The sequence below is a fragment of the Aquimarina sp. Aq78 genome, assembly GCF_900299525.1.
Lineage (GTDB): Bacteria > Bacteroidota > Bacteroidia > Flavobacteriales > Flavobacteriaceae > Aquimarina.
This window is the reverse complement of the sequence record NZ_OMKA01000001.1, coordinates 406,257-431,845: the sequence shown is the minus strand read 5'-3', so window position 1 is coordinate 431,845 and position 25,589 is coordinate 406,257. Positions and strand designations below refer to the sequence as shown.

Genomic DNA, 25,589 nt, shown 5'->3' with positions numbered 1-25,589 from the left:
GATTTAGTTTTGATGAAAATCATAAATAACAAACAATTAATCCTAATCAATTATGGTAAGCCTATTGTTTAATTGTGCAACAAAACTTAATCAAAACCCTTTGTTAATGAAAACCAGAAGTAAAGTAGTAGAAGTTGTATTATTTGAAGTAAATCCAGGATACTCAAATACAGAAGCCGAAAAAGCATTATCTTCTTTAAATGATGTTTTAAAACTATATTACGGATTTATAGAAAGAACTACAGCAAAAAATGGAGATGGAAAATATATAGATATTGTGTATTGGACCGATATGAAATCTGCTAAAGATGCAGCTACAGATATTATGAAAAACGATATAGCAACTTCGGCTTTTAGTATCATTAAACCCGAATCAGTTCAAATGCATCACTTTGATACTTTTAATCAATTTGAAGAATAATTTTTTTAAGTATTAAAATACCCTCTTCTAGGAAGGGGGTTAAGGAATTTACTTTTCTTAACTATATCCTATTTCGTTACATTTGAAAAAGTATATTACATACATATCATTACTATGATTCCAGAACATATTCTTAATAGAAAAGGAGCCAGAAGTTTTAAAGACCTTGATGCCGAAGTTATATCCTATTTAAATAAAGGATTGATCCAAACTGCAAATCTTATGGAGTGGCTTACTGTGGATCAGTTAGTACTTTTAAAAAAAGTCCTTGATGATGTAAAAAAGTTGGATTGGTATGATAGCTTTTATGAGGCCGTGTCAGCCCAAAAGAAGCCTTCTGCTAATGCTAATACCAAAGTTATAGGAATGACATTTTTACAACTAACCAATGACCAAAGTATTATTGATTACCTTTCTAATCATATTTCTGATGTACCACGATGCTGGGCTACATATTGGGTAGGTCTTCGAGAAAGCAAAATTGATGAAAAACTTAATGTCATTGCTCCTTATGCAGCAGATGTACACTTTGGAGTTAGAGAAGTAGCAATATTTGCCTGTAAAGAAGCTATTATTGAGAATCTGGATATGGCAATAGATATTTTATCAGAATGGACTTGTAGTACTGATGAAAATATTAGACGATATGCTGTAGAAACTACCAGACCGATAGGAGTGTGGACCAAAAAAATAGATGAACTCAAAGAACATCCAGAAAAAGGGATTTCATTACTAGACCCTCTTAAATCGGATTCTTCTAAATATGTTAGGGACTCTGTTGGCAACTGGCTAAATGATGCCAGCAAAACCAGACCTGATTGGGTCAAAGATATATGTGCCAGATGGGCAAAAGAATCTACTACCAAAGAAACACAATATATTCTTAAAAAAGCACTGCGAACTATTAATAAGTAAAGATGAGTTCTAAGATAAAATATTAGGATTTTTACTTTTCAACAGAATCTAATCTTAATACTAACTAGTTATAAATTGATATAATATAGTTCTTTCTATTGCGAATTCTTCACTGAATGTTGATAATGAAATTTTTTGGTTATTTTTTTATTAAATAATCATTAACACTGCTTGTTTTTGAGATAATTACAGTCAGTATCTATTGGGTTTTTCATAGTTTTAAATGATTTTTAAATCAATAAAAACAAGTTAAAAAAATAGGTTCGTTTTATTCATGAATATTCTTCATACAAGTTTTGAATGTTATCCCATTGCCAAAGTTGGTGGGCTGGCAGATGTTGTAGGGGCTTTGCCAAAATACCAAAACAAAATGGAGCTTACTACTAGTGTAATAACCCCATTTTATGATAATCAATTTGTCAAAGATTCGAAGCTCAAAACGATATACAAAAGCGCAATACAGTTAGGAGAGATCAGATATCCATATGTCATAGAAAAAATAAAATCTCCTGATATTGGATTCAATGCATATCTCGTATATATCAAAGGAGTACTAGATAGGCCCAATGTGTATAATTATGAAGATGATGCAGAGCGATGCATTACTTTTCAATTAGCAGTTTTGGATTGGATAACTAGTCTAGATGAGATGCCTGATGTAGTTCACTGTCATGATCATCATACGGCATTGATTCCATTTTTGATGGCCCATACAAAACCATATCTAAATCTTCAGGAAATACCTACAGTCTTAACTATTCATAATGCACAATACCAAGGGCAGTTATCATATGAGAAACTACATTATTTACCTGCTTTTGATAAAGAAAAAATAGGGATGCTAGACTGGGATAACTGTATAAATCCATTGGCATCAGGAATTAAATGTGCCTGGAGAGTAACTACGGTTTCTCCAAGTTATATGGAAGAACTGCAAGAAAATGCAAATGGCCTGGAAGGGCTTTTAAGGCATGAAAGAAAAAAATGTATAGGAATCCTTAATGGTATTGATACTTATACCTGGAACCCAGAAACAGATCCAATGGTGATTAGCAATTATCAAGAGTCTAATGTGGTTTCTGGCAAAAACGAAAATAAAAAATGGATTTGTAATCATTTTGATTTAGACATAGATAAACCTCTTTTTGGCTTTATAGGGCGGTTAGTAGGAGAAAAAGGAGCAGATCTCCTACCAGATATTATTAAAGAATCTCTACGTACTACAGACATAAACATCATGATTTTGGGTTCTGGAAATCCCGAAACCGAAGAACAATTGAAGGCATTACAAGAAAAATTTATCAGTAGATATAATACATATATAGGGTATGATGAAAAGTTATCTCATATCATTTATGCAGGAGTAGATTTTTTATTAATGCCATCTCGAGTAGAACCTTGCGGCCTTAATCAGATGTATGCATTACGATATGGAGCCATTCCTATAGTTAGAAGAATAGGTGGACTAAAGGATACAGTTATTGATGTAGGAGAAGAAGGTTTTGGAATATGCCATGATAATGCCTCGGTGCAGGATGTTTGCTACGCAATAGAACGTGCAGTAAACCTATATGATGATCAAATAAAATATAGAAATACACAAAAACAAGTGATGAAAATCGATCACTCATGGGATCGATCTGCTCATCAATATATTGCTATATACAAATCACTAATATCATAAAATGATCAACAAAAAAGTTCTTGCCATTATTTTAGGAGGAGGCCAGGGAACCCGATTATCCCCTCTTACAGATCAACGATCTAAACCTGCAGTATCTATAGCTGGAAAGTACAGATTAGTAGATATTCCTATTTCTAATTGTATACATTGTGATATAAAAAGAATGTTTGTGCTTACCCAGTTTAACTCTGCATCCTTGAATAGGCATATTAAAAACACTTACATTTTTAGTAATTTTAGTGATGCTTTTGTTGATATTCTGGCAGCAGAGCAAACTCCTGATAATAAAACATGGTATCAAGGTACTGCAGATGCAGTACGCCAATCGATGTATCAATTATTAAACCATGAGTTCGAATACGCATTGATCTTATCTGGTGATCAGTTATATCAAATGGATTTTAATGAGATGTTAGATGCGCATGTAGATAAGGGAGCCGATATTTCTATTGCAACTATTCCTGTTAAATCTAAAGAAGCCACTCAGTTTGGGATTCTAAAAACAGATGAGGATAGTTTTATCTCTTCTTTTGTAGAAAAACCAGATCTGGAAGAACTTTCTGGGTGGGAGTCTGAAGTAAGTGATGAAATGAGAAAAGAGAACAGGCATTATCTCGCATCTATGGGGATATATGTGTTTAATAAACAACTTCTGGTTGATATTTTATCAAATCCAGATACTGTTGACTTTGGTAAAGAAATTATTCCACAGGCAATTTCAAAAAATAAAGTATTGGCATATCAATATGAAGGATATTGGACAGATATTGGAAATGTACCTGCTTTTTTTGAAGCAAACATTAACTTAACCGACGATATTCCTCAATTCGATTTATTTAACAAAGAAAATTCGGTTTTAACCAGGCCACGTATACTTCCTCCTTCAAAAATTTCGGGCACCCGATTAAACAAATCTATGATTGCCGAAGGCTGTATTATTAATGCTAAAGAAATAGAACGCTCTGTAATTGGTATTCGCTCAAGAATTGGAAACGATACAATGATCAAAAACACCTATATGATCGGAAGTAACACTTATCAGAATATAAATGAATTAGAAAATGATCGTGATAATGGGATTCCGCCGATCGGTGTAGGAGACCGATGCACTATTACTAATACTATTATCGATAAAGATGCTAGAATAGGAAATGATGTAATCATTAATGGAGGAACTCATCTAGAAGACACCGAACAAGATTCATATGTAGTAAGAGAAGGTGTAGTTGTCATAAAAAAGGGGACTGTAATCCCTGATGGATTTAAATTATAGTATGTATGGATAGTGTAACTCCTTGTAGTTTCTTTTCAGAATTTGATATAAACCTTTTTAAAACAGGTAAACACTATCGTTTATACGAAAAATTCGGTTCTCATATCGCTACAATTAATGGAGTAGAGGGTACTTATTTTTCTGTTTGGGCACCGTCGGCAAAATCTGTTTCTGTAATTGGAGATTTTAATCATTGGATTGAAGGAAAACATGAATTAAATGTGAGGTGGGACGAGTCCGGAATATGGGAAGGCTTTATCCCGAGTATAGGAAAAGGAACTGTCTATAAATATAAAATTCATTCTAATCATAATGATATTAAGACAGAAAAAGCAGACCCTTATGCCCGGCGGTGTGAGCATCCCCCGAAAACGGCTTCTGTTGTCTGGGATGATAAATATAAATGGGAAGATGCGGCATGGATGAAAAAACGCAAAAAACACAATGCCCTTGATGCTCCCTATTCTGTATATGAAGTGCATTTAGGTTCCTGGAAAAAAAAGATAGAAGAACATCGATCTTTATCATATATAGAACTGTCTGATGAATTGGTTTCTTATGTCAAAGAAATGCAGTTTACTCATGTAGAATTGATGCCAGTGATGGAGTATCCTTATGATCCCTCATGGGGATATCAGCTTACAGGATATTTTGCACCTACATCTCGTTTTGGGTATCCAGAAGAATTTAAGGTATTGGTGGATAAACTTCACCAAAATGATATTGGCATTATCTTAGACTGGGTACCATCACATTTTCCTGAAGACGCTCATGGATTAGGTTTTTTTGACGGAACATGCCTCTATGAACATCCCGATAGAAAAAAAGGATATCATCCAGATTGGAAAAGTTTAATATTTAACTATGGAAGAAATGAAGTAAAAAGCTTTCTGATTAGTAATGCTATTTTTTGGTTGGATCAATATCATGCTGATGGATTACGTGTAGACGCAGTGGCTTCTATGTTATTTCTGGATTATTCTCGTGAGGATGGAGAATGGGAACCTAATATATATGGCGGTAGAGAAAACCTTGAAGCTATTGCTTTTATGAAAGAATTAAACGAAGAAGTATATAGTAGTTTTCCCGATGTGCAAACCATAGCAGAGGAATCCACATCGTTTCCTATGGTTTCTAAGCCTACATATCTGGGAGGATTAGGTTTTGGGATGAAGTGGATGATGGGATGGATGCATGATACGCTACAGTATTTTGCAAAAGCACCTATTTATAGGAAGCACCATCAAAATGATCTTACCTTTAGTATGACCTATACATTTACCGAAAATTTTATGCTTCCATTATCACATGATGAAGTAGTTCATGGTAAAAGTAGTATAATCGGAAGAATGCCAGGAGATGAATGGCAGCAGTTTGCCAATCTTAGATTGTTATATACCTATATGTTCACACATCCAGGTGTAAACCTGTTGTTTATGGGAGCAGAACTAGGACAGCGAGAAGAATGGAACTTTCAGAATAACTTAGATTGGTATATACTTCAGTATACATATCATTCTGGAATTCAGAAAATAATAAAAGATTTAAATATACTATATAGAAAATACCCAGCATTATATCAAAAACAGTTTAGTACATCGGGTTTTGAGTGGATAAGCTATGATGATCATGAAAATTCTGTTATCGCCTATATGCGAAAAGGAAATGAAAAAGAAACCCCCTTAATTATTGTCTGCAATTTTACTCCAATACCAAGGACAAATTATCGTATTGGATTGCCCGATAAAGGAAAACTGATACAACTATTTAATAGTGATGCCAAAGTATATGGAGGCAGTGGTGTTTCTAATAAAAAAGAATTGGTTATAACATCAAAAAAATGGCACAATAAAAAATATTCTGTAGCGGTTGATATTCCTCCTTTAGGAGCCGTTGTATTTAAGATTAATAAATAAGTACCTATAAAATATTTTATAAACAGTAGAAGTTTCCCAAACTTAACTAATCGAAAAAAGAAAAATATGATTATCAATACAGAACTAGAGCAAAAAGGGAATTTGTTTCCTGGTAAGATCATTTCCTTTTCGCAACATGTAGATACATTAAATTTCACCACAGAAAATGGAGTAATTTTACAAGTTACTATTCTAAGAGGAAGTGTAATTCGTTTTCGATATGCTACCGATAATAATTTTGAAAAAGACTTCTCTTATGCAATAAGTGAAACTGGTGCCAGGGGGTATAGTATGCTGAAAGTTGATGAGACGGATATAGAATACACTATTACTACTTCAAAAATTAGCATTTGTATTGCTAAAGCAAATATACACGTAACTATTTATGATAGTGAAGGTAATATTATCTGTAAAGATGATTGGGGTTTTCATTGGGAGCAAAGCTATGAGTATGGAGGGAATATTGTGAAAATGAGTAAATCTGCACCTCAGGGTGAGTGTTACTACGGCCTTGGAGATAAACCAATGCATCTTAATCTAAAAGGGAAACGTATAGAAAACTGGGCAACCGACCAATATGCTTTTGGTAAAGACCAAGATCCATTATATAAGAGCGTTCCTTTTTATATCGGGATGTATGAAGAAAGAGCCTATGGGATATTTTTTGACAATACATTCAAAACCTTTTTTGATTTTTGTCATGAGCGACGTAATGTAACCAGCTTTTGGGCACAAGGAGGAGAAATGAATTATTATTTCTTCTATGGCCCCAATATGCAAGATGTAGTTACACGATATACAGATTTAACTGGTAAGCCAGAATTACCTCCTTTATGGGCGTTAGGATATCATCAATGTAAATGGAGTTATTATCCCGAGAAAAAAGTAAAAGAAGTAACTCATAAATTCAGAGAGCTCAGGATCCCTTGTGATGCCATATATCTTGATATCGATTACATGGATGGTTTTAGGTGTTTTACCTGGAATAAAGAATATTTCCCAGATCCAAAACGTATGGTAGCCGAACTGGCAGAAGATGGATTTAAAACAGTAGTCATCATTGATCCTGGAATCAAAATTGACGACGAATATCCTGTATATCAGGAAGCGATGAAAAATGATTATTTCTGTAAAAGAGCCGATGGTCCTTATATGCGAGGAAAAGTATGGCCTGGAGAATGTTTTTTTCCAGATTTTACAAATCCCAAGGTTAGAGAGTGGTGGGCTGGATTATTTAAAGAAATCATTGATGAGATAGGAGTGAAAGGAGTGTGGAATGATATGAATGAGCCAGCTGTAATGGAAGTTCCTGGTAAAACATTTCCAGATGATGTTCGTCATAGCTATGATGGTAATTATTGTAGCCATAGAAAAGCACATAATATATATGGCACTCAAATGGCAAGAGCGACCTATGAGGGTGTAAAACGATTTGCATATCCTAAGCGGCCTTTTATCATCACACGATCTGCATATTCTGGAGCACAGCGTTATACTTCTTCATGGACAGGGGATAATGTGGCTACCTGGGAACATCTTTGGATAGCCAATATTCAGGCACAGCGTATGAGTATGAGCGGGATGTCTTTTACCGGTAGTGATATTGGTGGTTTTGCAGAACATCCTACAGGAGAATTATATGCCCGATGGATCCAACTAGGAGTATTTCATCCCTTCTGTCGTACACACTCTTCGGGAGATCACGGTAATCAGGAACCATGGACCTTTGGTGAAGAAGTTGTAGATGTAACCAGAAAATATGTAGAATTACGCTACCAACTGCTACCATATTTGTATACCATGTTCTGGGAATATGCCGAAGCAGGAATTCCCATGCTAAAATCTCTGGTGTTATATGATCAATTAGATCTACAAACACATTATAGAACCGATGAATTTGTTTTTGGAAACCAAATTCTCGTATGTCCAATACAAGAACCTAATGCCAAAGGTAGAAGAATGTATATCCCTAAAGGAAATTGGTATAACTACTGGACCAGGGCATATGTAAAAGGAGGGAGAGAAAAATGGGTAGATGCCGACCTGGATATCATTCCATTATTTATTAAAGAAGGAGCAATTATTCCTAAATATCCAGTACAACAGTATGTTGGAGAAAAGAAGATAGAAGAATTAAAACTAGAGGCATATTATAAATTAGGAAATAAAGAAGTATCTAAAGTTTATGAGGATGCTCAGGATGGTTATGATTATGCCAAAGGGAGATATAGTCTTAGAAGTTTTTCCTTTACAGGGAAAGAAAATGAAGTTATTATTCAGCAACATAAAGACGGTAGTTATATCACCGAATATGAAACGATGCAAATAGAACTAATCGGGCTTCCGTTTAAAATAAATGAAATTGAAATTGATAATGTCGTAGTTTCATTTGAAAGTGTAAACTTTGATATCGAAAATAATATGCTAATTGTTCCTAAAAGTTTTACAGAACTTCATATTATAGCTAAGTAATTACCTTTTATCGAGCAATAAAGCATTATGTAGATTTTTTGAAATAAATATTAGCCGTTGTTTTTTGAAGGTAGCCTGTTATTTTCGTAATTTTAACAAAATGAAACTTCAAGATAATATTAATATATGAACACACGAAAATCTATAGTCCTATTAGGAACTGTTTTATTATTCATGTCCTGTGCGACAAACCCATTTACAGGTAAACAAACATTGGCATTAGTGCCTAATTCCCAGATATTACCAATGGCTTTTCAGCAGTACAACCAGTTCTTAGGAGAGAATAAGGTAGTAAAAGGAACATCTGATGCAGTTATGGTTACGAGAGTTGGTCAAAAAATAGCTAAAGCATCTGAACGTTGGCTAAATGCTAATGGTTATCAGGGATATCTTAAAGATTATAAATGGGAATATAATCTGGTAGATGATAAAAATGTTAATGCCTGGTGTATGCCTGGAGGCAAAATAGTGGTGTATACAGGGATTTTACCAATAGCAAAAAGTGAAACAGGAATGGCTGCAATAATGGGGCACGAAGTAGCCCATGCATTGGCAAACCATGGTCAGCAACGAATGAGTGCTGGTCAAATCCAGCAAGTAGCAGGAGCAGCAACTGCAATTGCCGTTAGCGGAAAAGATCAAAAAACACAACAGATTGTTGGTACAGCATTTGGTTTAGGAAGTCAATTTGGAGTCATGCTGCCTTTTAGCAGAAGCCATGAAACTGAAGCAGACCGTATAGGATTGCAATTAATGGCAATTGCCGGTTACAATCCTGATGAAGCAGCAGAGTTATGGAAACGTATGAAAGCTAATAGTGGAGGTCAAGCACCACCAGAATTCATGAGCACCCATCCATCAAGTGATACACGTATTGCTAATCTTACAGCGTGGGCCCCTGCAGCAAAGGCTGAAGCCAAAAAATTTGGGGTAACCTCTTTTAAATAATTGTAAAGTTTATAATCTTAAAAAGATTATACTTACTTTAGGAGCTGTTCTGAGCAAATTCAGAACAGCTTTTTTTTACATAAATTGTAGGATATATTTTAATTTTATAAGCATAATGAGTAAACTACTACCAAAGGGGCATAAGAAATTATTAAATGCCTGGGCTTTCTACGATTGGGCAAATTCTGTATATAATTTAACAATTTCTTCAGCTGTTTTTCCTATTTTTTGGGGAGCACTAACCATCGTCAGAAATGATCAAGGAGATATTGTTAATGATACTGTGCATTTCTTAGGATATGATTTTAATAATGATTCTTTGATAAGTTATGTTACCGCTTTAGCCTTTCTAACGGTGTCAATAATTAGCCCTTTACTTTCGGGAATAGCTGATTATGTAGGTAATAAGAAAAATTTCCTCAAATTCTTCTGTTATTTAGGAGCTATATCTTGTATTGGACTTTATTGGTTTAATCTCGAACATCTTTGGTTTGGATTACTGTGCTACTTTTTGGCATTAATTGGTTTTTGGGCAAGTTTAGTATTTTATAACTCTTATTTACCAGATATAGCATTTCCAGAGCAACAAGATGCAATTAGCGCCAAGGGGTATTCTCTTGGGTATATCGGAAGTGTGATTTTATTGATCATTAATCTTGTTATGATTTTAAAATATGACTGGTTTGGTTTTGAAAGTGAAGGAGTACCAACCAGATTATCTTTTATTATGGTAGGAGTTTGGTGGATCGGGTTTAGCCAATACACATATTATTATCTACCTAAAGGGAATAAGAAAGATGTCTTAACCAAAGCTGTAGTTTTTAATGGCTTTAAAGAGCTGAAAATGATATGGAAAGCACTTCAGAATGATATAAAACTTCGCAGGTACTTAAGCGCCTTTTTTGTATATAGTATGGCAGTACAGACCATTATGCTTATTGCTACGTATTTCGGTATCGAAGAATTAGACTGGGGAGAACAAAATGCTACTACCGGGTTAATCATAAGTATCCTGTTAATTCAACTTGTTGCTGTACTAGGAGCATATCTTACTTCTAAAGCTTCTTCAAAATTTGGAAACATACAAACATTGATTGTGATTAATTTTATCTGGATCGGTATTTGTGTGTATGCCTATACAATCACTACACCATCAGAGTTTTATGTTACCGCTGCAATTGTAGGTCTGGTTATGGGGGGTATACAAGCATTATCTCGATCTACATATTCAAAATTATTACCAGAAGACGCAGTTGATACAGCCTCATATTTTAGTTTTTATGACGTATCCGAAAAAATAGGGATAGTAATCGGGATGTTCTCTTACGGGATTATCGCTCAGGTAACAGGAAGTGTACGATATTCGATTCTTTTTCTTATCCTTTTCTTTGTTGTGGGTCTTGTCTTATTATTTAGAGTACCGCGAACAGAATGATAGCATAATAAAGTCTTGTAAGGTTTTTATAATAGTAAAAAAATGGATAAAAGTAAGGAAAGATCTTTCATCCATTTTTTGTGTATTTCATCTAGTTTTTAAGATTATTTAACCAATGATAATTAAAAATCATTTTGAAATACAATAATATTGGAAACGTTATCGTTATTAGCTACTTTTATATAATAAAACTCACGACAATGAAAAAACTTATGTTAGCGTTAGTAGTTGTACTACTAGCTTCCTGTAATACTACTCAACAGACCGTTATTGCAGCAAAAAAGACCCTGAAAGGAGAATGGTCTCTTGATAAAATCTCTTATGACCGTCAGGGAATATTTGACGTAAACCTGTATAATGATGCCTCTGCTGAATGTTTTACTGGAAGTGTATGGAAATTTATCCCAAATAATAACACAGGAAAGTATGAAGTAAATCAAAGTAGTTGTGTTTCTACAGGCGCAAGAAACTTTAGATTTACAATTCCTAAGCCAGAAGGTAATGGAGAGTATTACTTTATGTTTAAACCCATAAACGAAAAGAAAAAAAGCACAAATAATAATGCTGGTTACAGAATGCTTTTAGATCACCTTGATGATGCTACAATGACATGGAAAATGACTGTAAGCTTAGAAGGAAAGCCTTTTGTAATCACTATGAATTTTAATAAATTACAATAACTCAAATCTATAAATGATGAAGACAAATCTTAAAAAAATAGTGGTTGCTGTAATGGCTGTTACAATTTTAACAAGTTGTGAGGCCGTTAAAAACTCAAATAACACACAAAGAGGAGCAGTAATTGGTACTGCAGCTGGAGCTGTGATAGGAGGAATTATAGGAAATAATGTAAAAAATAAGAACTCTGCACTTGGTGCCGTAATTGGTGGTGTTGTAGGAGGTGTTGCCGGTGGTGTTATCGGTAAGCAAATGGATAAACAAGCTCAGAAGATTGAGTCAGAAATACCAGGAGCCGAAGTAACAAGAGTAGGAGAAGGTATTGATGTAGTATTTGATGAGAATAGTGGAGTATATTTTGCTACCAATAAATCTGATATCAATTCAAAATCAAAAGCAAACCTTAAGAAGCTGGCAGGTATTTTTAAAGAATATCCAGATACTAATATCATTGTAGAAGGACATACAGATAGTACAGGTGATGATAGTTATAATATGTCATTATCTCAAAAAAGAGCAAATGCTGTTACAAATTATCTGGTATCCCAAGGAATAAGCAAAAGCCGTCTAACGACTTATGCTCACGGAGAGACACTTCCAAAGTATGATAATGCAACTCCGGCAGGAAGAGCTAAAAACAGAAGAGTTGAACTTGGTATTGTTGCTAATGATAAGATGAAAGAAGATGCGCAAAAGCAAGTAAAGCAATAAACTTTTGTAATAAAACATTTAAAATCTCGACTATACAGTCGGGATTTTTTTATGCTTAATTTTTAATGTATCTTCAATACTTGGACACATATTCACACATAATAATCATTGGCGGAGGGCTTGCCGGACTAACCAATGCTATTCACTTAGCTAAGGCGGGTATTCCAGTTACACTTATCGAAATGAACACGTATCCAAAACACAAAGTATGTGGTGAATATATATCTAACGAAGTGCTACCATATTTTGATTTTTTGGGTATAGACATTGATATTTTACAACCTACCAGGATTTCAGAATTTAATATAACTACACAAAAAGGAAAATGTATACAAAGCACATTACCTTTGGGAGGTTTTGGAGTTAGTAGATATGTTCTAGACCACTATCTTTGGGAAAAAGCAGCAATCGCAGGAGTACAATTACTAAATGATCAAGTAACTGATGTGCACTATCATAATAATAGTTTTCAGGTTAAAACGACCGGTAATCAAGTGTTAGCTAGTGATTATGTTATTGGTGCTTATGGGAAACGAACGCAACTTGATAAAACTCTGCAACGAAGTTTTAGTTATCGAAAATCCCCTTGGCTGGCTGTTAAGGCACATTACAAGGCCGACTTTGATTCGAATACGGTCTCACTGCATAATTTTGAAGGAGGATATTGCGGTCTTTCTATGGTAGAGAATAATACCGTAAATGCTTGTTATCTGGCGACCTATGACAGTTTTAAAAAATATAAAGATTTAGGTATCTTTCAAAAGGAAGTCCTGTGCAAAAACCCACATTTAAATACATTTTTTAAGAGCGCAGAATCGTTGTTTGGTACACCAATTACTATAAGTCAGATAAATTTTGATAAGAAAAAACCTGTTGAAGATCACGTTTTTATGACTGGAGATGCAGCTGGCTTAATCCACCCTCTTTGCGGTAATGGTATGGCAATGGCAATACAAAGTGCTCAGATACTTAGTGAGTTACTAATAAAAAATTATAATCAGGGTTTGATCACCCAGAGAAAAGTAATAGAAATAGAGTATACCAAGCAATGGAATAAAGCATTTTCTAAAAGATTATATGCTGGTAGAGCGTTACAAAAAATCTTATTAAATGGTAAGCTACAAGAGCTTTCTTACACAATAGCTAATACAATACCGGCTATTGTACCTAGAATTATAAAACAAACCCACGGAGAGCCCTTGGTATGCTAGCAAATTTACAATACAGAAGTAATGAGGTAGAACTCATGGATAATCCAGAGATTGAAGAAAAGGCTTTACAACGAGCATTATCTGATATTTCGAGAGTAAACAAATGGCTAGGAGGCAATGCAATTACTATTAAAGCTGTGCACAAATTGGTTAGAAATCAGAATCCATCACAAGAGATTACAATTCTTGATTTAGGTTGTGGTGATGGTGAAATGCTAAGAGCTATTTCTGATTCGTTTAGAAAAGAAAAAAAGAACATAAAACTAATCGGTATTGACCTGAATAGCAAGTGTTTAGATTATTCTATTGAATCAAGTACTTCATATCCAGAAATATCATTTTTTAATAAAGATATTTTGGAAATAGAGGGATCAGAATTTTCTTGTGACATCATTATTTGTACACTAACATTGCATCATCTTAGAGACGAAGAAATCAAAAAAGTTATGAAAAAAGCTGTTGACCTGGCGACAACTGCGGTAGTAATTAATGATCTTCATCGTAGTACATTGGCATATTATCTTTTTAAAGTATTCAGTTTCTTTTTTATTAAAGGGTATGTTGCAAAAAATGATGGATTGGTTTCTATAAAAAGAGGATTCAAAAAACAAGAGTTGTTATATTTTGCCAAAGTACTTCATCTACAAGAGTACAAAGTGGATTGGAAATGGGCTTTCCGGTATCGGTGGATTATAAAAACCGCAAATGAGTAAAATTAAAAAAGTAAGATAATTTGAGTGTAAAAATAACTGCTGTAACCAAGCAACTCCCGCAGTATATGCGAGAGACAAAAGAGATATTACCTTTTGTTTCTCAATGGTTATCAGATCAGAATGATCGTTTCAAACGTAAAGTGATTAAGATCTTTGAAAATGCTGCAGTAGATCGACGTTATGGGATCATGAGTATCGAAGAAGTGTTTTCGGCAACTTCTTTTGAGGAGAAAAACGATATCTATATCCGAGAAGTAAAGAAATTAGGAACCTCTGTCTTAAAAAAAGCATTAGAAAAAGCCGATTGGAATCCTAAATCTCTGGATTACATCATTACTGTAAGCTGCACTGGTATTATGATTCCCTCTATTGATGCATTTATTATTAATGATCTTAATCTCAAACAAGATATTGTGAGATTACCTGTTACAGAAATGGGATGTGCAGCAGGTGTTTCGGGGATTATTTATGCAAGAAACTTTCTGCAGGCCAATCCAGGAAAGAGAGCAGCAGTAATTGCTATAGAGTCACCTACAGCTACATTTCAGCTAGATGACTACAGTATGACTAATATGGTAAGTGCTGCTATTTTTGGTGATGGAGCGGCGTGTACATTATTATCATCTGAAGAAGGTGCTATAGGTCCAAAAATTATAGGAGACGAAATGTATCATTTTTATGATGCAACAACAATGATGGGCTTTAAACTAACTAACGGAGGCTTACAAATGATATTAGATCCTAAAGTGCCGGAGACCATTGCAGCCCATTTCCCTAATGTCATCCATCCTTTCCTTGCAAAATATGACAAGACTATTGAAGAGGTAGATCATCTTATTTTTCATCCCGGTGGAAAAAAGATAGTACAAACCGTAGAAGAACTTTTTGGACATTTAGGAAAGAATATAGAGGATACAAAAGCTGTTCTGATGGAATACGGTAATATGAGTAGCGCCACTGTGTTGTATGTGTTAGAACGATTCATAGAGCAAAACCCGGCACCAGGAGAAATAGGACTTATGCTTAGTTTTGGGCCAGGATTTTCTGCGCAAAGAATATTGCTGGAATGGTAAAAAAGACTATTTTTCATTTCCGAGAAGGCGAAACTTTTTTAAATGAAACGTGTGAATAAAGATTTTATAGATAAAAATGAATGGGCACTCATCATGGGTGGTAGTAGTGGTTTGGGATTAGCCTCTGCCAAAAAACTAGCTTTACATGGCATGAATATTATCATTGTACATCGCAATCGTAAAAGTGAAATGAATCATATTGAAGCTGATTTTGAAACAATAAGAGAAACAGGAGTTGGTTTTTTTTCCTTTAATATAGATCTTTTGAAACCAGAAAAACGAATAGAGGTTATTGCTGAAATAAAAAATGCCATAGATCAAGGACGAATAAAAACAGTAGTGCATAGCGTTGCAAAAGGAAATCTAAAGCCTATGATAGATGCCGAACATGTATTGAAGAATGATGATTTTCATTTAACAATTGATGCTATGGCAATTAGTCTTTATGATTGGGTTACATCGATTTTTAAAGCAACATTGTTTGCAGAGGACACAAGAATTATTTCTTTTACCAGTGAAGGAAATACCAAGGCCTGGAAAAATTATGCAGCTGTTTCTGCAGCCAAAGTAGCTCTCGAAGCGATTACCAGAAGTATAGCACTAGAGTTTGCTCCTTATGGTATTAAAGCTAATTGCCTGCAACCTGGGGCAGTCGACACCCAATCTTTACGAATGATCCCCGGTCATGAGCAAATTATAGCTCATAGCCAGCAACGCAATCCGTTTAATCGAATTACGACACCAGAAGATGTGGCTAATGTGGTATACCTGTTATGTAAAGATGAAGCTTCCTGGATCAATGGTTGTATCATACCTGTGAATGGAGGCGAACATTTAAACTAAAATAAATAAAATGAAAAATATAGTAATTCTATGCTTGCCTCTGGTACTCTACATTATGTCTTGTAAAGAGGATAATGGAACAATAGAAAATAACACTAATAATACAGGAGATAAAGCAGAAATCAGTAGTGTTTCTATTAGCGGAGAAGAAGGTAGCTACTCCTTTAGTGTTGGTATCAAGAGTCCGGATACAGGGTGTAATCAATATGCAGATTGGTGGGAAGTTATTTCTGAAGATGGAGAATTGCTTTATAGGAGAATTTTAGGGCATAGCCATGTGGGTGAGCAGCCTTTTGTGCGATCAGGCGGGCCGGTTCCTATTAAAAAAGATCAAATAGTGTATGTGCGTGCACATATGAATACAAGTAAATACGGCAATAAAGTGTTTAAAGGTAGTGTAGGCGAAGGATTTACAGAAAGTACATTAGATAGTGAATTCGCTAATGATTTAGAAACAAAACAACCGCTTCCGGATGGATGCGCATTTTAAACTCTTTTAATTTTGGTTACAGAAGATATTATACAAGAATTACCCTATAGCAAACCATTTTTGTTTGTAGATGAAATTCTGGAAATTGACGATGATCATATCAAAGGAAGCTATACGTTTCTAAAGGATGAATATTTCTACGCAGGACATTTTAAAGATAATCCTATCACACCCGGAGTGATACTTACCGAATGTATGGCACAAATCGGGATGGCATGTTTTGGGATTTATCTTTTAAAAGGGGAGTGGGTTGAAGCTGATTTTGGAGTAGCAATGACCAGTAGTGACATTAATTTTTATAAACCCGTTTATCCTGAAGAGAAAGTGACTGTAATTGCTAATAAAGAATATTTTAGGTTTAATAAGTTAAAATGTAAAGTAGCAATGTATAATTCTAAGGATGTATTGGTTGCTAAAGGTATTGTAGCGGGAGTGGCTTTTAGAAAATAAAATAAAGAGATGAGTATAGGGTATTCGTTAGTAAAATTAGTTCTTAGGCTGAAAGGAGAAAAGCAATCCTGGTCTAAAGCCCCTATTGATTATCACAAAAAAAGAAAACAAGACGTACACACTCCAAACACAAAGCTTTTGTTGGGTAGTGCATTTGAAACTAAAGAGATATATGGTAGTAGAGTGACTAGTATTGTTCCAAAGGATGCTAATACAGATTTCTTATTGTTGTATTGTCATGGTGGAGCTTTTATTTATGGTCCGACTCGGGAAAACTGGATAGCAATCGCTAAAATTGCAAAACAAGCACATTCTCGTGCCTGGATGGTAGATTATCCAAAAGCGCCAGAAAACACTATTAAAACGACAACAGAAAGCGTGTATCAGGTATACCTGGAGGCAGCGAAAGCATACGGTCCTTCTAAAATTATTTTAATAGGTGATTCTGTAGGAGGAAATTTGATTATGACTCTTACACAGCGATTGCTAAAAGAAGAGCATAAACTTCCGAATAGGTTAATAGCAATTACACCAATAGTGGATGCCAGCTTAACAAACCCAAAAATTAAGGAAATTGATTTGACAGATCCTATTCTTAGTGTGAAAGGAGTGAAATCTGCAAAGAAGATGTGTGCGGGTCAATCTTCGCTAAAAGATCAGATAATTTCCCCCGTATACGGTGATTTTGATAATTTTCCACCAGTACACCTGTTTACTGCTACAAACGACATATGTAGTCCGGATCATGAGGTGCTAATAGATAAAATAAAAGAGGCACAAGGTAAAATAGAAGTTGTTAAAGGAAAAGGAATGCCACATATATGGCCAATACTACCTATACTATCTGAAGCTAAAATTGCTATAAAGAAAATAGTATCGATTATTAACTCAGCTATAAATAATGAATAGAAGGCGTGTAGTTATAACAGGTTTAGGTGTAGTTGCTCCAAATGGAACGAACGTTTCAATTTTTGAAAAACATGTTCGTGATGGAGTAAGTGGTATACAGTATATAGATAAATTAAATCATCTTAATTTCTCATGTCAAATAGCTGGTTTTCCAATATATAATAAAGATTACTTAAATGATTACTTTAATTCTATTCAACTGCGAGGATTAAATGCTTCTGGTATGGAATATGGAGTTATTGCTGGGATTGATGCTTGGAAAGATTCCAAGTTACCTATCAATGATTCTGAAACACCACTTTGGGATGCTGGTGTTATTTTTGGAACCGGAATATTGGGTGTAGATAAATTTCGAGAAGCCATTTATAAAGTAGACGAAGGTAAAGTAAGAAGGTTGGGTAGTACCACAGTTGTTCAAACTATGGCCAGTGGTATAAGTGCTTTTTTAGGAGGTATGTTGGGATGCGGAAATGTGGTTACCACTAATTCTTCGGCTTGTAGTACAGGTACCGAAGCTATTTTGATGGCTTATGATCGAATAAGCGATGGTAAAGCAGAAATCATTTTGGCTGGTAGTACAAGTGATAGTGGGCCTTATGTATGGGGAGGTTTTGATGCTATGCGTATCCTTCCATATAAGTATAATGAAGATCCTACCAGTGCTTCGCGCCCTATGAGTGCTACAGCTAGTGGTTTTGTTCCTGGGAGTGGAGCAGGGGCTTTGGTTATCGAAAGCCTGGATAGTGCTCAAAAAAGAGGAGCTACAATTTATGCAGAAATTTTGGGTGGGCATGTAAATAGTGGCGGACAACGTAAAGGAGGGAGTATGACAGCTCCTAATAGCGAAGCAGTGCAACATTGTATTCGTAAAGCGGTAACCAATGCAGAAATAGATCCAAAAGAAATCGATGCCATCAATGGTCATTTGACTGCCACAACGATGGATAGTGTCGAAATACAAAATTGGCGTAGTGCCTTAGGACGAAAGGGACAGGATTTTCCGTATATCAATTCACTTAAGAGTATGGTAGGGCATTGCCTGGCGGCTTCTGGTAGTATAGAAAGCGTAGCAACTGTATTGCAATTAAAAGAGGACTTCATCTTTGGGAATATAAATTGTGAAGATTTACACCCCGAAATAGAAAATTTAGTATCCAGAGATCGAATTCCTACCAAAACATTTGACTATTCTCCCAAGATTATAGCAAAAGCTAGTTTTGGATTTGGAGATGTAAACGCTTGCGTTATCTTTAAGAAATACACATAAAATAGTATTAAAATAAGTATTGAATCAACTCAAATTAGATTATGACAAAAGAAGAATTACTTTCTAAATTAAAAACAATCATTACTCCGTATGTGCAAAATGAAGAAGGACTTAATACCCTTACCGAAAACACTGATTTTATAAAAGATCTGGAAATTAATTCTGCGAATCTGGTAGATGTAGTACTTGATGTTGAAGATGAATTCGATATTGAGATTGATAATGAATCTATGGAGAAGATGTTAACTATTAAAGCTTCAATAGCCGTTATAGAAGATAAATTAGCTTCCAAATGATTGGTAATGATATTGTAGACCTTCAATTAGCCAATACACAGAGTGATTGGCAGAGAAGAGGATGGGTTCAAAAAATATTTACAATTCGGGAACAGCAGTATATTTTAGCTTCAGAAAAGATAGAATTATTGATCTGGAAATTTTGGAGCATGAAAGAGGCGGCATATAAAGCTCACCAAAGGCGATTTAACCTTCCTAGCAGATACAATCCCCAAAGTTTTAGATGTACACCAAAAGGAGAGGTCTATGTGGATAATTACAGTTATAAAACGGTTACTGAAACCCAAAATGAATATGTATATACCATTGCTATGGGGTCTGATATAGATTATCGCTCTTCGGTATATGATAAACCAATGAATATACGCTCCAAATTAAAAGAAACTATTATCAGAAAGCTAAATGTAGATGCTTCTCTGATTTGTTTAACCAAAGATAGTAACGGAATCCCGATAGTAAATATCAACCAAACAACAATGCAATTACCAATATCTATAACACATCACGGAAAATACTCGGCATTTGTCGTTTCAGTTTAACAATTTGTCGTTGATATATTGTCGGTTTTATAAACATTTTAAGAAATTCTTGAATACCGTTTTCTTATTTTTGAGTATCAACTAAGCTATTCATTAATCAAATAACTATACACAAATGTCATTTTTCAGAAAAACTCTAAGCTTAATTGCTATATCCGGAATGTTATATTCTTGTTCAAATTCAGAACAAAAAGCAACAGAAGAGGAAATATCAGACAATAATTCTACAGAATTTAAAATTGATTATGAAAAATTTACTCTTGATAATGGTTTAGAGGTAATTCTTCATAAAGACGATAGTGACCCTATTGTGGCTGTAGCGACTATGATGCATGTTGGATCTAATCGTGAAAAACCGGGTAAAACAGGGTTTGCACATTTCTTTGAACATATGTCTTTTAATGACTCAGAGAATACTCCCGTTGGAGCCAATCGAAAATTAATCCCAGAATGGGGAGGGCAACGAAATGGTGGTACCTGGAGTGACGGAACCGTATATTATGAGGTGGTACCAAAAGATGCTTTCGAAAAGATTCTTTGGATAGACTCTGATCGTTTTGGGTATATGATTAATACAGTAACCGAAGCTGCTTTAGAAAGAGAAAAGCAAGTAGTTAAAAATGAAAAACGCCAGCGGGTAGATAATGCCCCATATGGATATACCGATGAAATTATTCGCAAAAATTTATATCCAGAAGGCCATCCATATAGTTGGACAGTCATTGGATCGCTTCCCGATTTACAATCTGCAACCTTAGATGATGTAAAAGAATTTTATACACAATACTATGGAGCTAGTAATGGTTCATTAGTAATCGCAGGGGATATTGATATCGCCAAAACCAAAGAATTGGTAAAAAAATGGTTCGGAGAAATAAGAAAAGGACCAGATGTTGCTCCTTTACAACCAATGGCAGTTACTCTTGGAGATAGTAAATCTTTATACTTCGAAGATAATTTTGCTAAACTTCCAGAACTTCGAATTGTATATCCTACGGTAGAAGAATATCATAAAGATACTTATGCTCTGGATATTTTGGGGCAATTATTAAGTGGAAGTAAAAAATCACCATTATATAAAGTTCTTGTCGAAGAAAAGAAACTGGCGCCTAATCCACGTAGTTTTCAAAGATCTAGCGAGATTGCTGGTGAATTTTCATTTATAGTACGTGCTAATGCTGGTAAAGATTTAGATAGTGTACACATAGCAATAAACAATGCGTTGATTCGATTTGAGAAAGATGGATTTACCGACAATGAACTTAAAAGAATCAAAGCCGAGCTCGAAACTCAATTATATCAAGGATTTAGCACCATACTTAATAAAGCATTTCAGTTGGTTCAGGATAATGAGTTTAAAGGAGATCCTGGTTATATTTCAGAAACTGCAAAACTAACTAATGCGGTTACTCGTGATGATATCATGCGTGTCTATAACAAATATATCAAAGATAAAAACTATGTGATGACCAGCGTAGTTCCAAAAAATCAATTAAATCTTGCTGTTGCAGATGCTCAAAAAGCAAAAGTATGGATAGAAGAGGTGAAAAAAGATGTTGCCAGCGAAGAAGTAGAACAGGGAGAAGAGGCAGTATATGAAAAAACACCATCTACACATGATAGAAGTGAGCCTGATTTTGGGGAACTACCATTATTTAAGTCTCCAGAAGTATGGACAGGAGAATTGTCAAACGGAATGAAGCTGTACGGTATAGAAAATAACGAATTACCACTGATAAGCTTTGACATAACCATTCCGGGTGGGCACTTATTAGATCCAATAGAGAAATCAGGAATTTCTAGTTTTATGACCAGTATGCTAATGGAAGGAACGGCTACAAAGACTTCGGCAGAGTTAGAAGAAGCTATAGGATTATTAGGGGCATCGATCGATATTTTTAGCGGAACAGAGGAAATACGTTTGAGAGCTTCCTGCTTAGCTAAAAACTTTGAAGATACCGTAGCTCTAATAGAAGAGATACTATTACAACCACGATGGGATGAGAAAGAGTATGCCCGTTTAAAACAAGCACTACAAACCAATTTAAAAGGCAGAGAGGCTAGCCCCCAAGCGATTGCTTCGATTAATTTTAATAAATTATTATATGGAAACCAGAATATTTTAGGACTCCCAAATTCTGGAACATTAGAAACAACAGAAAATATCTCTTTGGATGATATTAAAAAACATTATAAAAATCTATCTCCTCGAAATGCTACTTTTCATATCGCAGGAAATATTAATAAGAGTAAGGTAAAAGAAACGTTATCATCACTAGCTTCTAATTGGAATACTGAAAGTGTAGCAATTCCTAAAATAGAAATTACAGAAAAGGATCAAACTGATCATTTGTACTTTATAGATGTTCCAGGATCTAAGCAATCAGTCATATTTATTGGTAAATTAGCATTATCTGCAACAAATCCTGAGTTTAATAATCTGGATTATGCCAATGAGATTTTAGGAGGTGGATCCAGCGGAAGGTTGTTTCAAACATTACGAATTCAAAAAGGATATACCTACGGGGCATATTCAGGAATTAGAGCACAAAAAAATATCTCTCCATTTTTTGTAGCAACAAGTGTGCGTGCTAATGCAACACTACCATCACTTAAGATTATAGAAGAAATGATAACTTCTTATGGAGAAAGTTTTAGTGAAGATGATGCAGAGATCACAAGGAATAAAATTTTAAAAGGGAGTACCAGGGATTATGAAGCATTAGATGATAAGCTAGGTATTCTAAGAGAGATGAGTAAATATAGTAAACCAGCTTCGTTTATAGAAGATGATCAGAAAGAACTTGTAGGGATGAGTGAATTAGATTTCAAATCGATTATATTTAAGCATATTGAAGAAAATAAAATGATTTATGTTGTAGTAGGAGATAAAGCCTCTCAATTAGAAGAGGTTAAAAAACTAAATAAAGTTGTTATCGAGTTAGATATCAACGGAAATAAGATATAGTAGTAAAAACCAAAGAATACCGATAAACAGAAGCAGTACTGCACAATAGTGCTGCTTTCTTTATTGAAGTATCGGAAAATAAAACCGTATATCTAATTTATTCTTTTCGCGCTCATCGTGGATATTTACACCAAAATCACTAGAATAAATAGTTGTTTTACCCAATAATTTTTTATCATCTAGAGAGAATGTGATAATCACTTCTTTTTGTATTCCTTTGATGGTAAGATTACCTATAACCTTATAAGTATTGGTATCAAAAGAAACAACATCAGTACTTGCAAAGCTTATTTTTGGATACTTTTTTCTATAGAAGAATTTTTCCCACATTAAGTGTCCATCACGTAAAAAATTATCAGTGTCTAGTGTATTAATAAGGGCAGTACCTTTAAAAGCTGCATTTTCCGGATCTTTAGGATTGAAATTAATCTTAAAATCTAATCCAGCAATCGTACCAGAAGTTTTATCTTCGATAAAATCAAAAGAAACTCTTGACTTTTCTTTGTCAAAAACGATACCTTGATAATCATTGATTAATGCATAATCAGAAGTCGGACTGGTTGGTAACTGCGTAACATTAGGAATGATATCTTGCCCAAATCCTTGTATATACACAATACTAATCAATATGTAGAGAAAAGTTCTCATAGGGATAATTATAATTTTACTAAGTTAGAAATAATCAAGAATCATTCCAAGGGTTTATTTACCCCAATAGTACACCATCTTTCACCTATAAAACAAACAGTTATTCAACTTGTTGATATATAGCTATTTAGCTCTTTTTAGTTATTGTGATTGTTTATACTTTTGTTCTTGAATAAAATTGCAATTTAAAAGAAATAGAGGGCTAATGCATAAGAAACTCTATAGTACAAACAAATTTTATAAAGACACAAATCATGAAGAAAAATGGAATATATGAAGATCAGATCACTGATGAGACAGCAGTTATCGAAGAATCTTTTGAAGGAACAGGTGACCTAATAGAAACCGACGAATTTGATGATACTCTGGGTGAGGAAACAGAAGAGTATGCTAATGATTACCTGGAGGTGAGTAGTGAAAGTAGTGGAGGAGATCAGGATTTTGAAGACCTAGAAACTCCTTTTGAAGGAAATGAAAGTGGTGCCACAGAAGGCTCTAAAACCGAGGACGGAACTCTGGAAAAGGTTTCAGGATATGATTATTCGGTGCTAGATGAACAAGAAAGCGAAGAAGAGGATAATGATGAAAATGTATTGGATGCATATTATGCAGAATTCGGAGATCCAACTGCTGCTATGCTAATGCGTAGTGAAAGTGGTAAAAAAATGATGCAGGAAGTAGTCATTGGTAAAGATGATCGTAAACAAATTAAAGGAACAACCAAGTATCCTTGGCGGGCCATTTGTTCATTAAGAATTAAAGCCAAAGATGGTACTAGTTGGATTGGCACTGGATTTCTTATTGGTCCTCGTACAGTCATTACTGCTGGTCATGTGGTTTATATGCATAAACATGGGGGCTGGGCCAAGAGTATTGAAGTAATACCAGGAAGAAATGGTGCTAAAAAACCATACGGATCATGTAAATCTTCTCATTTCCATTCGGTTAAAGGATGGACCAAGAGTAAAAAACGAAGTCATGACTATGGAGCAATCATATTACCAAAAAACTGTAAGTATGGTAATAAAGTCGGGTATTTTGGATATGGAAATTATGGTTTCTTTGATTTATTGGGGCTAAAAGTAAACCTTTCTGGGTATCCCGGTGATAAGCCTGCTGGTACACAATGGTGGCATGCCAGAAAAATTAAAGCTGTTACTTCAAGGACTCTCGTATATAATATTGATACAGCAGGGGGTCAAAGCGGATCTCCGCTATGGAGAATCAAAAATGGCAAACGTTATGTTGTAGGAATCCATACCAATGGATATTCATTGGGTAATTCTGCTACTCGAATTACAAAACCAGTATTTAAGAATCTTAAAAACTGGAAAAACAAATATAAATAGTAAGTAAAATAGAAAGAATGAGCATTTTTATAAGAGAAGAATGCTCATTCTTCAATAAATAAAATACTAATGGGAGCCGCAATTAGAGGAAAAATAATAGATCAGAAATCTAAAAAACCTGTAGAAGAAGCAGTGATAACCTTAACTATCACTGGGATGACACGGTTAGTCGATATAGCACAAGTAACCAATGATGTTGGGGCTTTTTTTTGGAATGATCTAACACCGGGAAAATATGATATACTCATTATCGCAGAAGGATATGCAAACAGGAAAATTTCAATACTATTAAATACAAATGAAGAACAGAAAATTTTAATCGAACTCTAAACCTTAAAAGAAGGATTGTTCGTACGTATCTTAAAATTAATATAAAGTAC

General features: G+C 34.6%; 24 protein-coding genes. 23 read left to right on the top strand and 1 reads right to left on the bottom strand.

The window, feature by feature from the left end; genetic code table 11:
- The first annotated feature begins 106 nt into the window (after positions 1 to 106).
- The 21 genes from DG435_RS01835 to DG435_RS01735 all read left to right on the top strand — a co-directional run bounded on the left by DG435_RS01835 (position 107) and on the right by DG435_RS01735 (position 23,212).
- Positions 107 to 421, top strand: coding sequence for a hypothetical protein (locus DG435_RS01835; protein ID WP_106793568.1), 315 nt, complete (start codon positions 107 to 109; stop codon positions 419 to 421).
- A gap of 114 nt (positions 422 to 535) precedes the next feature.
- The gene (locus DG435_RS01830) at positions 536 to 1,336 is read left to right on the top strand and encodes a DNA alkylation repair protein (protein ID WP_106793567.1); all 801 of its coding nucleotides are present in this window, start codon (positions 536 to 538) and stop codon (positions 1,334 to 1,336) included.
- Positions 1,337 to 1,610: 274 nt separating this feature from the next.
- On the top strand, positions 1,611 to 3,020 hold the full coding sequence (locus DG435_RS01825; protein WP_106793566.1) for a glycogen synthase: 1,410 nt from the start codon (positions 1,611 to 1,613) through the stop codon (positions 3,018 to 3,020).
- Position 3,021: 1 nt separating this feature from the next.
- Positions 3,022 to 4,293 (top strand): glucose-1-phosphate adenylyltransferase, encoded by a 1,272-nt coding sequence (locus tag DG435_RS01820; protein WP_106793565.1) that lies wholly within the window; start codon positions 3,022 to 3,024, stop codon positions 4,291 to 4,293.
- Between the two features lie 5 nt (positions 4,294 to 4,298).
- Entirely contained in the window at positions 4,299 to 6,209 is a 1,911-nt protein-coding gene (gene glgB / locus DG435_RS01815; RefSeq protein ID WP_106793564.1) for a 1,4-alpha-glucan branching protein GlgB, read from the top strand.
- A gap of 66 nt (positions 6,210 to 6,275) precedes the next feature.
- Entirely contained in the window at positions 6,276 to 8,681 is a 2,406-nt protein-coding gene (locus DG435_RS01810; RefSeq protein WP_106793563.1) for a glycoside hydrolase family 31 protein, read from the top strand.
- 126 nt (positions 8,682 to 8,807) lie between these two features.
- Positions 8,808 to 9,629 (top strand): M48 family metallopeptidase, encoded by an 822-nt coding sequence (locus tag DG435_RS01805; protein WP_024770200.1) that lies wholly within the window; start codon positions 8,808 to 8,810, stop codon positions 9,627 to 9,629.
- Positions 9,630 to 9,744: 115 nt separating this feature from the next.
- Positions 9,745 to 11,064, top strand: coding sequence for an MFS transporter (locus tag DG435_RS01800; RefSeq protein WP_106793562.1), 1,320 nt, complete (start codon positions 9,745 to 9,747; stop codon positions 11,062 to 11,064).
- Between the two features lie 200 nt (positions 11,065 to 11,264).
- Positions 11,265 to 11,744, top strand: coding sequence for a lipocalin family protein (locus tag DG435_RS01795; RefSeq protein ID WP_106793561.1), 480 nt, complete (start codon positions 11,265 to 11,267; stop codon positions 11,742 to 11,744).
- A 16-nt stretch (positions 11,745 to 11,760) separates the two neighbouring features.
- Positions 11,761 to 12,453 carry an OmpA family protein gene (locus DG435_RS01790; RefSeq protein WP_106793560.1) on the top strand — a complete coding sequence of 231 codons (693 nt, stop codon included), beginning with the start codon at positions 11,761 to 11,763 and terminating at the stop codon, positions 12,451 to 12,453.
- 80 nt (positions 12,454 to 12,533) lie between these two features.
- The gene (locus tag DG435_RS01785; RefSeq protein ID WP_106793596.1) at positions 12,534 to 13,664 is read left to right on the top strand and encodes an NAD(P)/FAD-dependent oxidoreductase; all 1,131 of its coding nucleotides are present in this window, start codon (positions 12,534 to 12,536) and stop codon (positions 13,662 to 13,664) included.
- Positions 13,658 to 14,377: a methyltransferase domain-containing protein gene (locus DG435_RS01780; protein ID WP_106793559.1), complete on the top strand. Its 720-nt coding sequence runs from the start codon at positions 13,658 to 13,660 to the stop codon at positions 14,375 to 14,377. The genes DG435_RS01785 and DG435_RS01780 overlap by 7 nt, the downstream gene beginning before the upstream one ends.
- 20 nt (positions 14,378 to 14,397) lie before the next feature.
- The gene (locus DG435_RS01775) at positions 14,398 to 15,450 is read left to right on the top strand and encodes a type III polyketide synthase (RefSeq protein ID WP_106793558.1); all 1,053 of its coding nucleotides are present in this window, start codon (positions 14,398 to 14,400) and stop codon (positions 15,448 to 15,450) included.
- 51 nt (positions 15,451 to 15,501) lie between these two features.
- Positions 15,502 to 16,293, top strand: a complete 792-nt coding sequence (locus DG435_RS01770; protein ID WP_199852712.1) for an SDR family oxidoreductase — start codon at positions 15,502 to 15,504, stop codon at positions 16,291 to 16,293.
- 10 nt (positions 16,294 to 16,303) lie between these two features.
- On the top strand, positions 16,304 to 16,783 hold the full coding sequence (locus tag DG435_RS01765) for a hypothetical protein (protein WP_106793556.1): 480 nt from the start codon (positions 16,304 to 16,306) through the stop codon (positions 16,781 to 16,783).
- A gap of 12 nt (positions 16,784 to 16,795) precedes the next feature.
- Entirely contained in the window at positions 16,796 to 17,233 is a 438-nt protein-coding gene (locus tag DG435_RS01760) for a 3-hydroxyacyl-ACP dehydratase FabZ family protein (RefSeq protein ID WP_106793555.1), read from the top strand.
- A gap of 9 nt (positions 17,234 to 17,242) precedes the next feature.
- Positions 17,243 to 18,142 (top strand): alpha/beta hydrolase, encoded by a 900-nt coding sequence (locus DG435_RS01755; protein ID WP_106793554.1) that lies wholly within the window; start codon positions 17,243 to 17,245, stop codon positions 18,140 to 18,142.
- Complete coding sequence (locus DG435_RS01750; RefSeq protein WP_106793553.1) at positions 18,135 to 19,409, top strand: beta-ketoacyl synthase; 1,275 nt, start codon at positions 18,135 to 18,137, stop codon at positions 19,407 to 19,409. The genes DG435_RS01755 and DG435_RS01750 overlap by 8 nt, the downstream gene beginning before the upstream one ends.
- Positions 19,410 to 19,450: 41 nt before the next feature.
- Positions 19,451 to 19,705, top strand: a complete 255-nt coding sequence (locus DG435_RS01745) for an acyl carrier protein (RefSeq protein WP_024770212.1) — start codon at positions 19,451 to 19,453, stop codon at positions 19,703 to 19,705.
- Entirely contained in the window at positions 19,702 to 20,244 is a 543-nt protein-coding gene (locus DG435_RS01740) for a 4'-phosphopantetheinyl transferase superfamily protein (RefSeq protein ID WP_106793552.1), read from the top strand. The genes DG435_RS01745 and DG435_RS01740 overlap by 4 nt, the downstream gene beginning before the upstream one ends.
- 115 nt (positions 20,245 to 20,359) lie before the next feature.
- A complete protein-coding gene (locus DG435_RS01735) occupies positions 20,360 to 23,212 on the top strand; it encodes a pitrilysin family protein (protein ID WP_106793551.1) in 2,853 nt (950 codons plus the stop codon).
- A gap of 60 nt (positions 23,213 to 23,272) precedes the next feature.
- On the opposite strand, the gene DG435_RS01730 is transcribed toward DG435_RS01735, so the two are convergent.
- Entirely contained in the window at positions 23,273 to 23,860 is a 588-nt protein-coding gene (locus DG435_RS01730; RefSeq protein ID WP_106793550.1) for a YceI family protein, read from the bottom strand.
- Positions 23,861 to 24,114: 254 nt separating this feature from the next.
- Here DG435_RS01730 and DG435_RS01725 point away from each other — a divergent pair, with 254 nt between their 5' ends.
- Complete coding sequence (locus tag DG435_RS01725; protein WP_106793549.1) at positions 24,115 to 25,209, top strand: serine protease; 1,095 nt, start codon at positions 24,115 to 24,117, stop codon at positions 25,207 to 25,209.
- 69 nt (positions 25,210 to 25,278) lie between these two features.
- Entirely contained in the window at positions 25,279 to 25,539 is a 261-nt protein-coding gene (locus DG435_RS01720; RefSeq protein ID WP_106793548.1) for a carboxypeptidase-like regulatory domain-containing protein, read from the top strand.
- The last annotated feature ends 50 nt before the right edge of the window (positions 25,540 to 25,589 follow it).

Coding starts and splice junctions, on each gene's coding strand:
- DG435_RS01830 (WP_106793567.1), top strand. CDS start 536: ATGATTCCAGAACATATTCTTAATAGAAAAGGAGCCAGAAGTTTTAAA.
- DG435_RS01790 (WP_106793560.1), top strand. CDS start 11,761: ATGAAGACAAATCTTAAAAAAATAGTGGTTGCTGTAATGGCTGTTACA.
- DG435_RS01720 (WP_106793548.1), top strand. CDS start 25,279: ATGGGAGCCGCAATTAGAGGAAAAATAATAGATCAGAAATCTAAAAAA.
- DG435_RS01740 (WP_106793552.1), top strand. CDS start 19,702: ATGATTGGTAATGATATTGTAGACCTTCAATTAGCCAATACACAGAGT.
- DG435_RS01725 (WP_106793549.1), top strand. CDS start 24,115: ATGAAGAAAAATGGAATATATGAAGATCAGATCACTGATGAGACAGCA.
- DG435_RS01755 (WP_106793554.1), top strand. CDS start 17,243: ATGAGTATAGGGTATTCGTTAGTAAAATTAGTTCTTAGGCTGAAAGGA.
- DG435_RS01735 (WP_106793551.1), top strand. CDS start 20,360: ATGTCATTTTTCAGAAAAACTCTAAGCTTAATTGCTATATCCGGAATG.
- DG435_RS01795 (WP_106793561.1), top strand. CDS start 11,265: ATGAAAAAACTTATGTTAGCGTTAGTAGTTGTACTACTAGCTTCCTGT.
- DG435_RS01820 (WP_106793565.1), top strand. CDS start 3,022: ATGATCAACAAAAAAGTTCTTGCCATTATTTTAGGAGGAGGCCAGGGA.
- DG435_RS01805 (WP_024770200.1), top strand. CDS start 8,808: ATGAACACACGAAAATCTATAGTCCTATTAGGAACTGTTTTATTATTC.
- DG435_RS01730 (WP_106793550.1), bottom strand. CDS start 23,860: ATGAGAACTTTTCTCTACATATTGATTAGTATTGTGTATATACAAGGA.
- glgB (WP_106793564.1), top strand. CDS start 4,299: ATGGATAGTGTAACTCCTTGTAGTTTCTTTTCAGAATTTGATATAAAC.
- DG435_RS01800 (WP_106793562.1), top strand. CDS start 9,745: ATGAGTAAACTACTACCAAAGGGGCATAAGAAATTATTAAATGCCTGG.
- DG435_RS01765 (WP_106793556.1), top strand. CDS start 16,304: ATGAAAAATATAGTAATTCTATGCTTGCCTCTGGTACTCTACATTATG.
- DG435_RS01835 (WP_106793568.1), top strand. CDS start 107: ATGAAAACCAGAAGTAAAGTAGTAGAAGTTGTATTATTTGAAGTAAAT.
- DG435_RS01780 (WP_106793559.1), top strand. CDS start 13,658: ATGCTAGCAAATTTACAATACAGAAGTAATGAGGTAGAACTCATGGAT.
- DG435_RS01750 (WP_106793553.1), top strand. CDS start 18,135: ATGAATAGAAGGCGTGTAGTTATAACAGGTTTAGGTGTAGTTGCTCCA.
- DG435_RS01825 (WP_106793566.1), top strand. CDS start 1,611: ATGAATATTCTTCATACAAGTTTTGAATGTTATCCCATTGCCAAAGTT.
- DG435_RS01745 (WP_024770212.1), top strand. CDS start 19,451: ATGACAAAAGAAGAATTACTTTCTAAATTAAAAACAATCATTACTCCG.
- DG435_RS01810 (WP_106793563.1), top strand. CDS start 6,276: ATGATTATCAATACAGAACTAGAGCAAAAAGGGAATTTGTTTCCTGGT.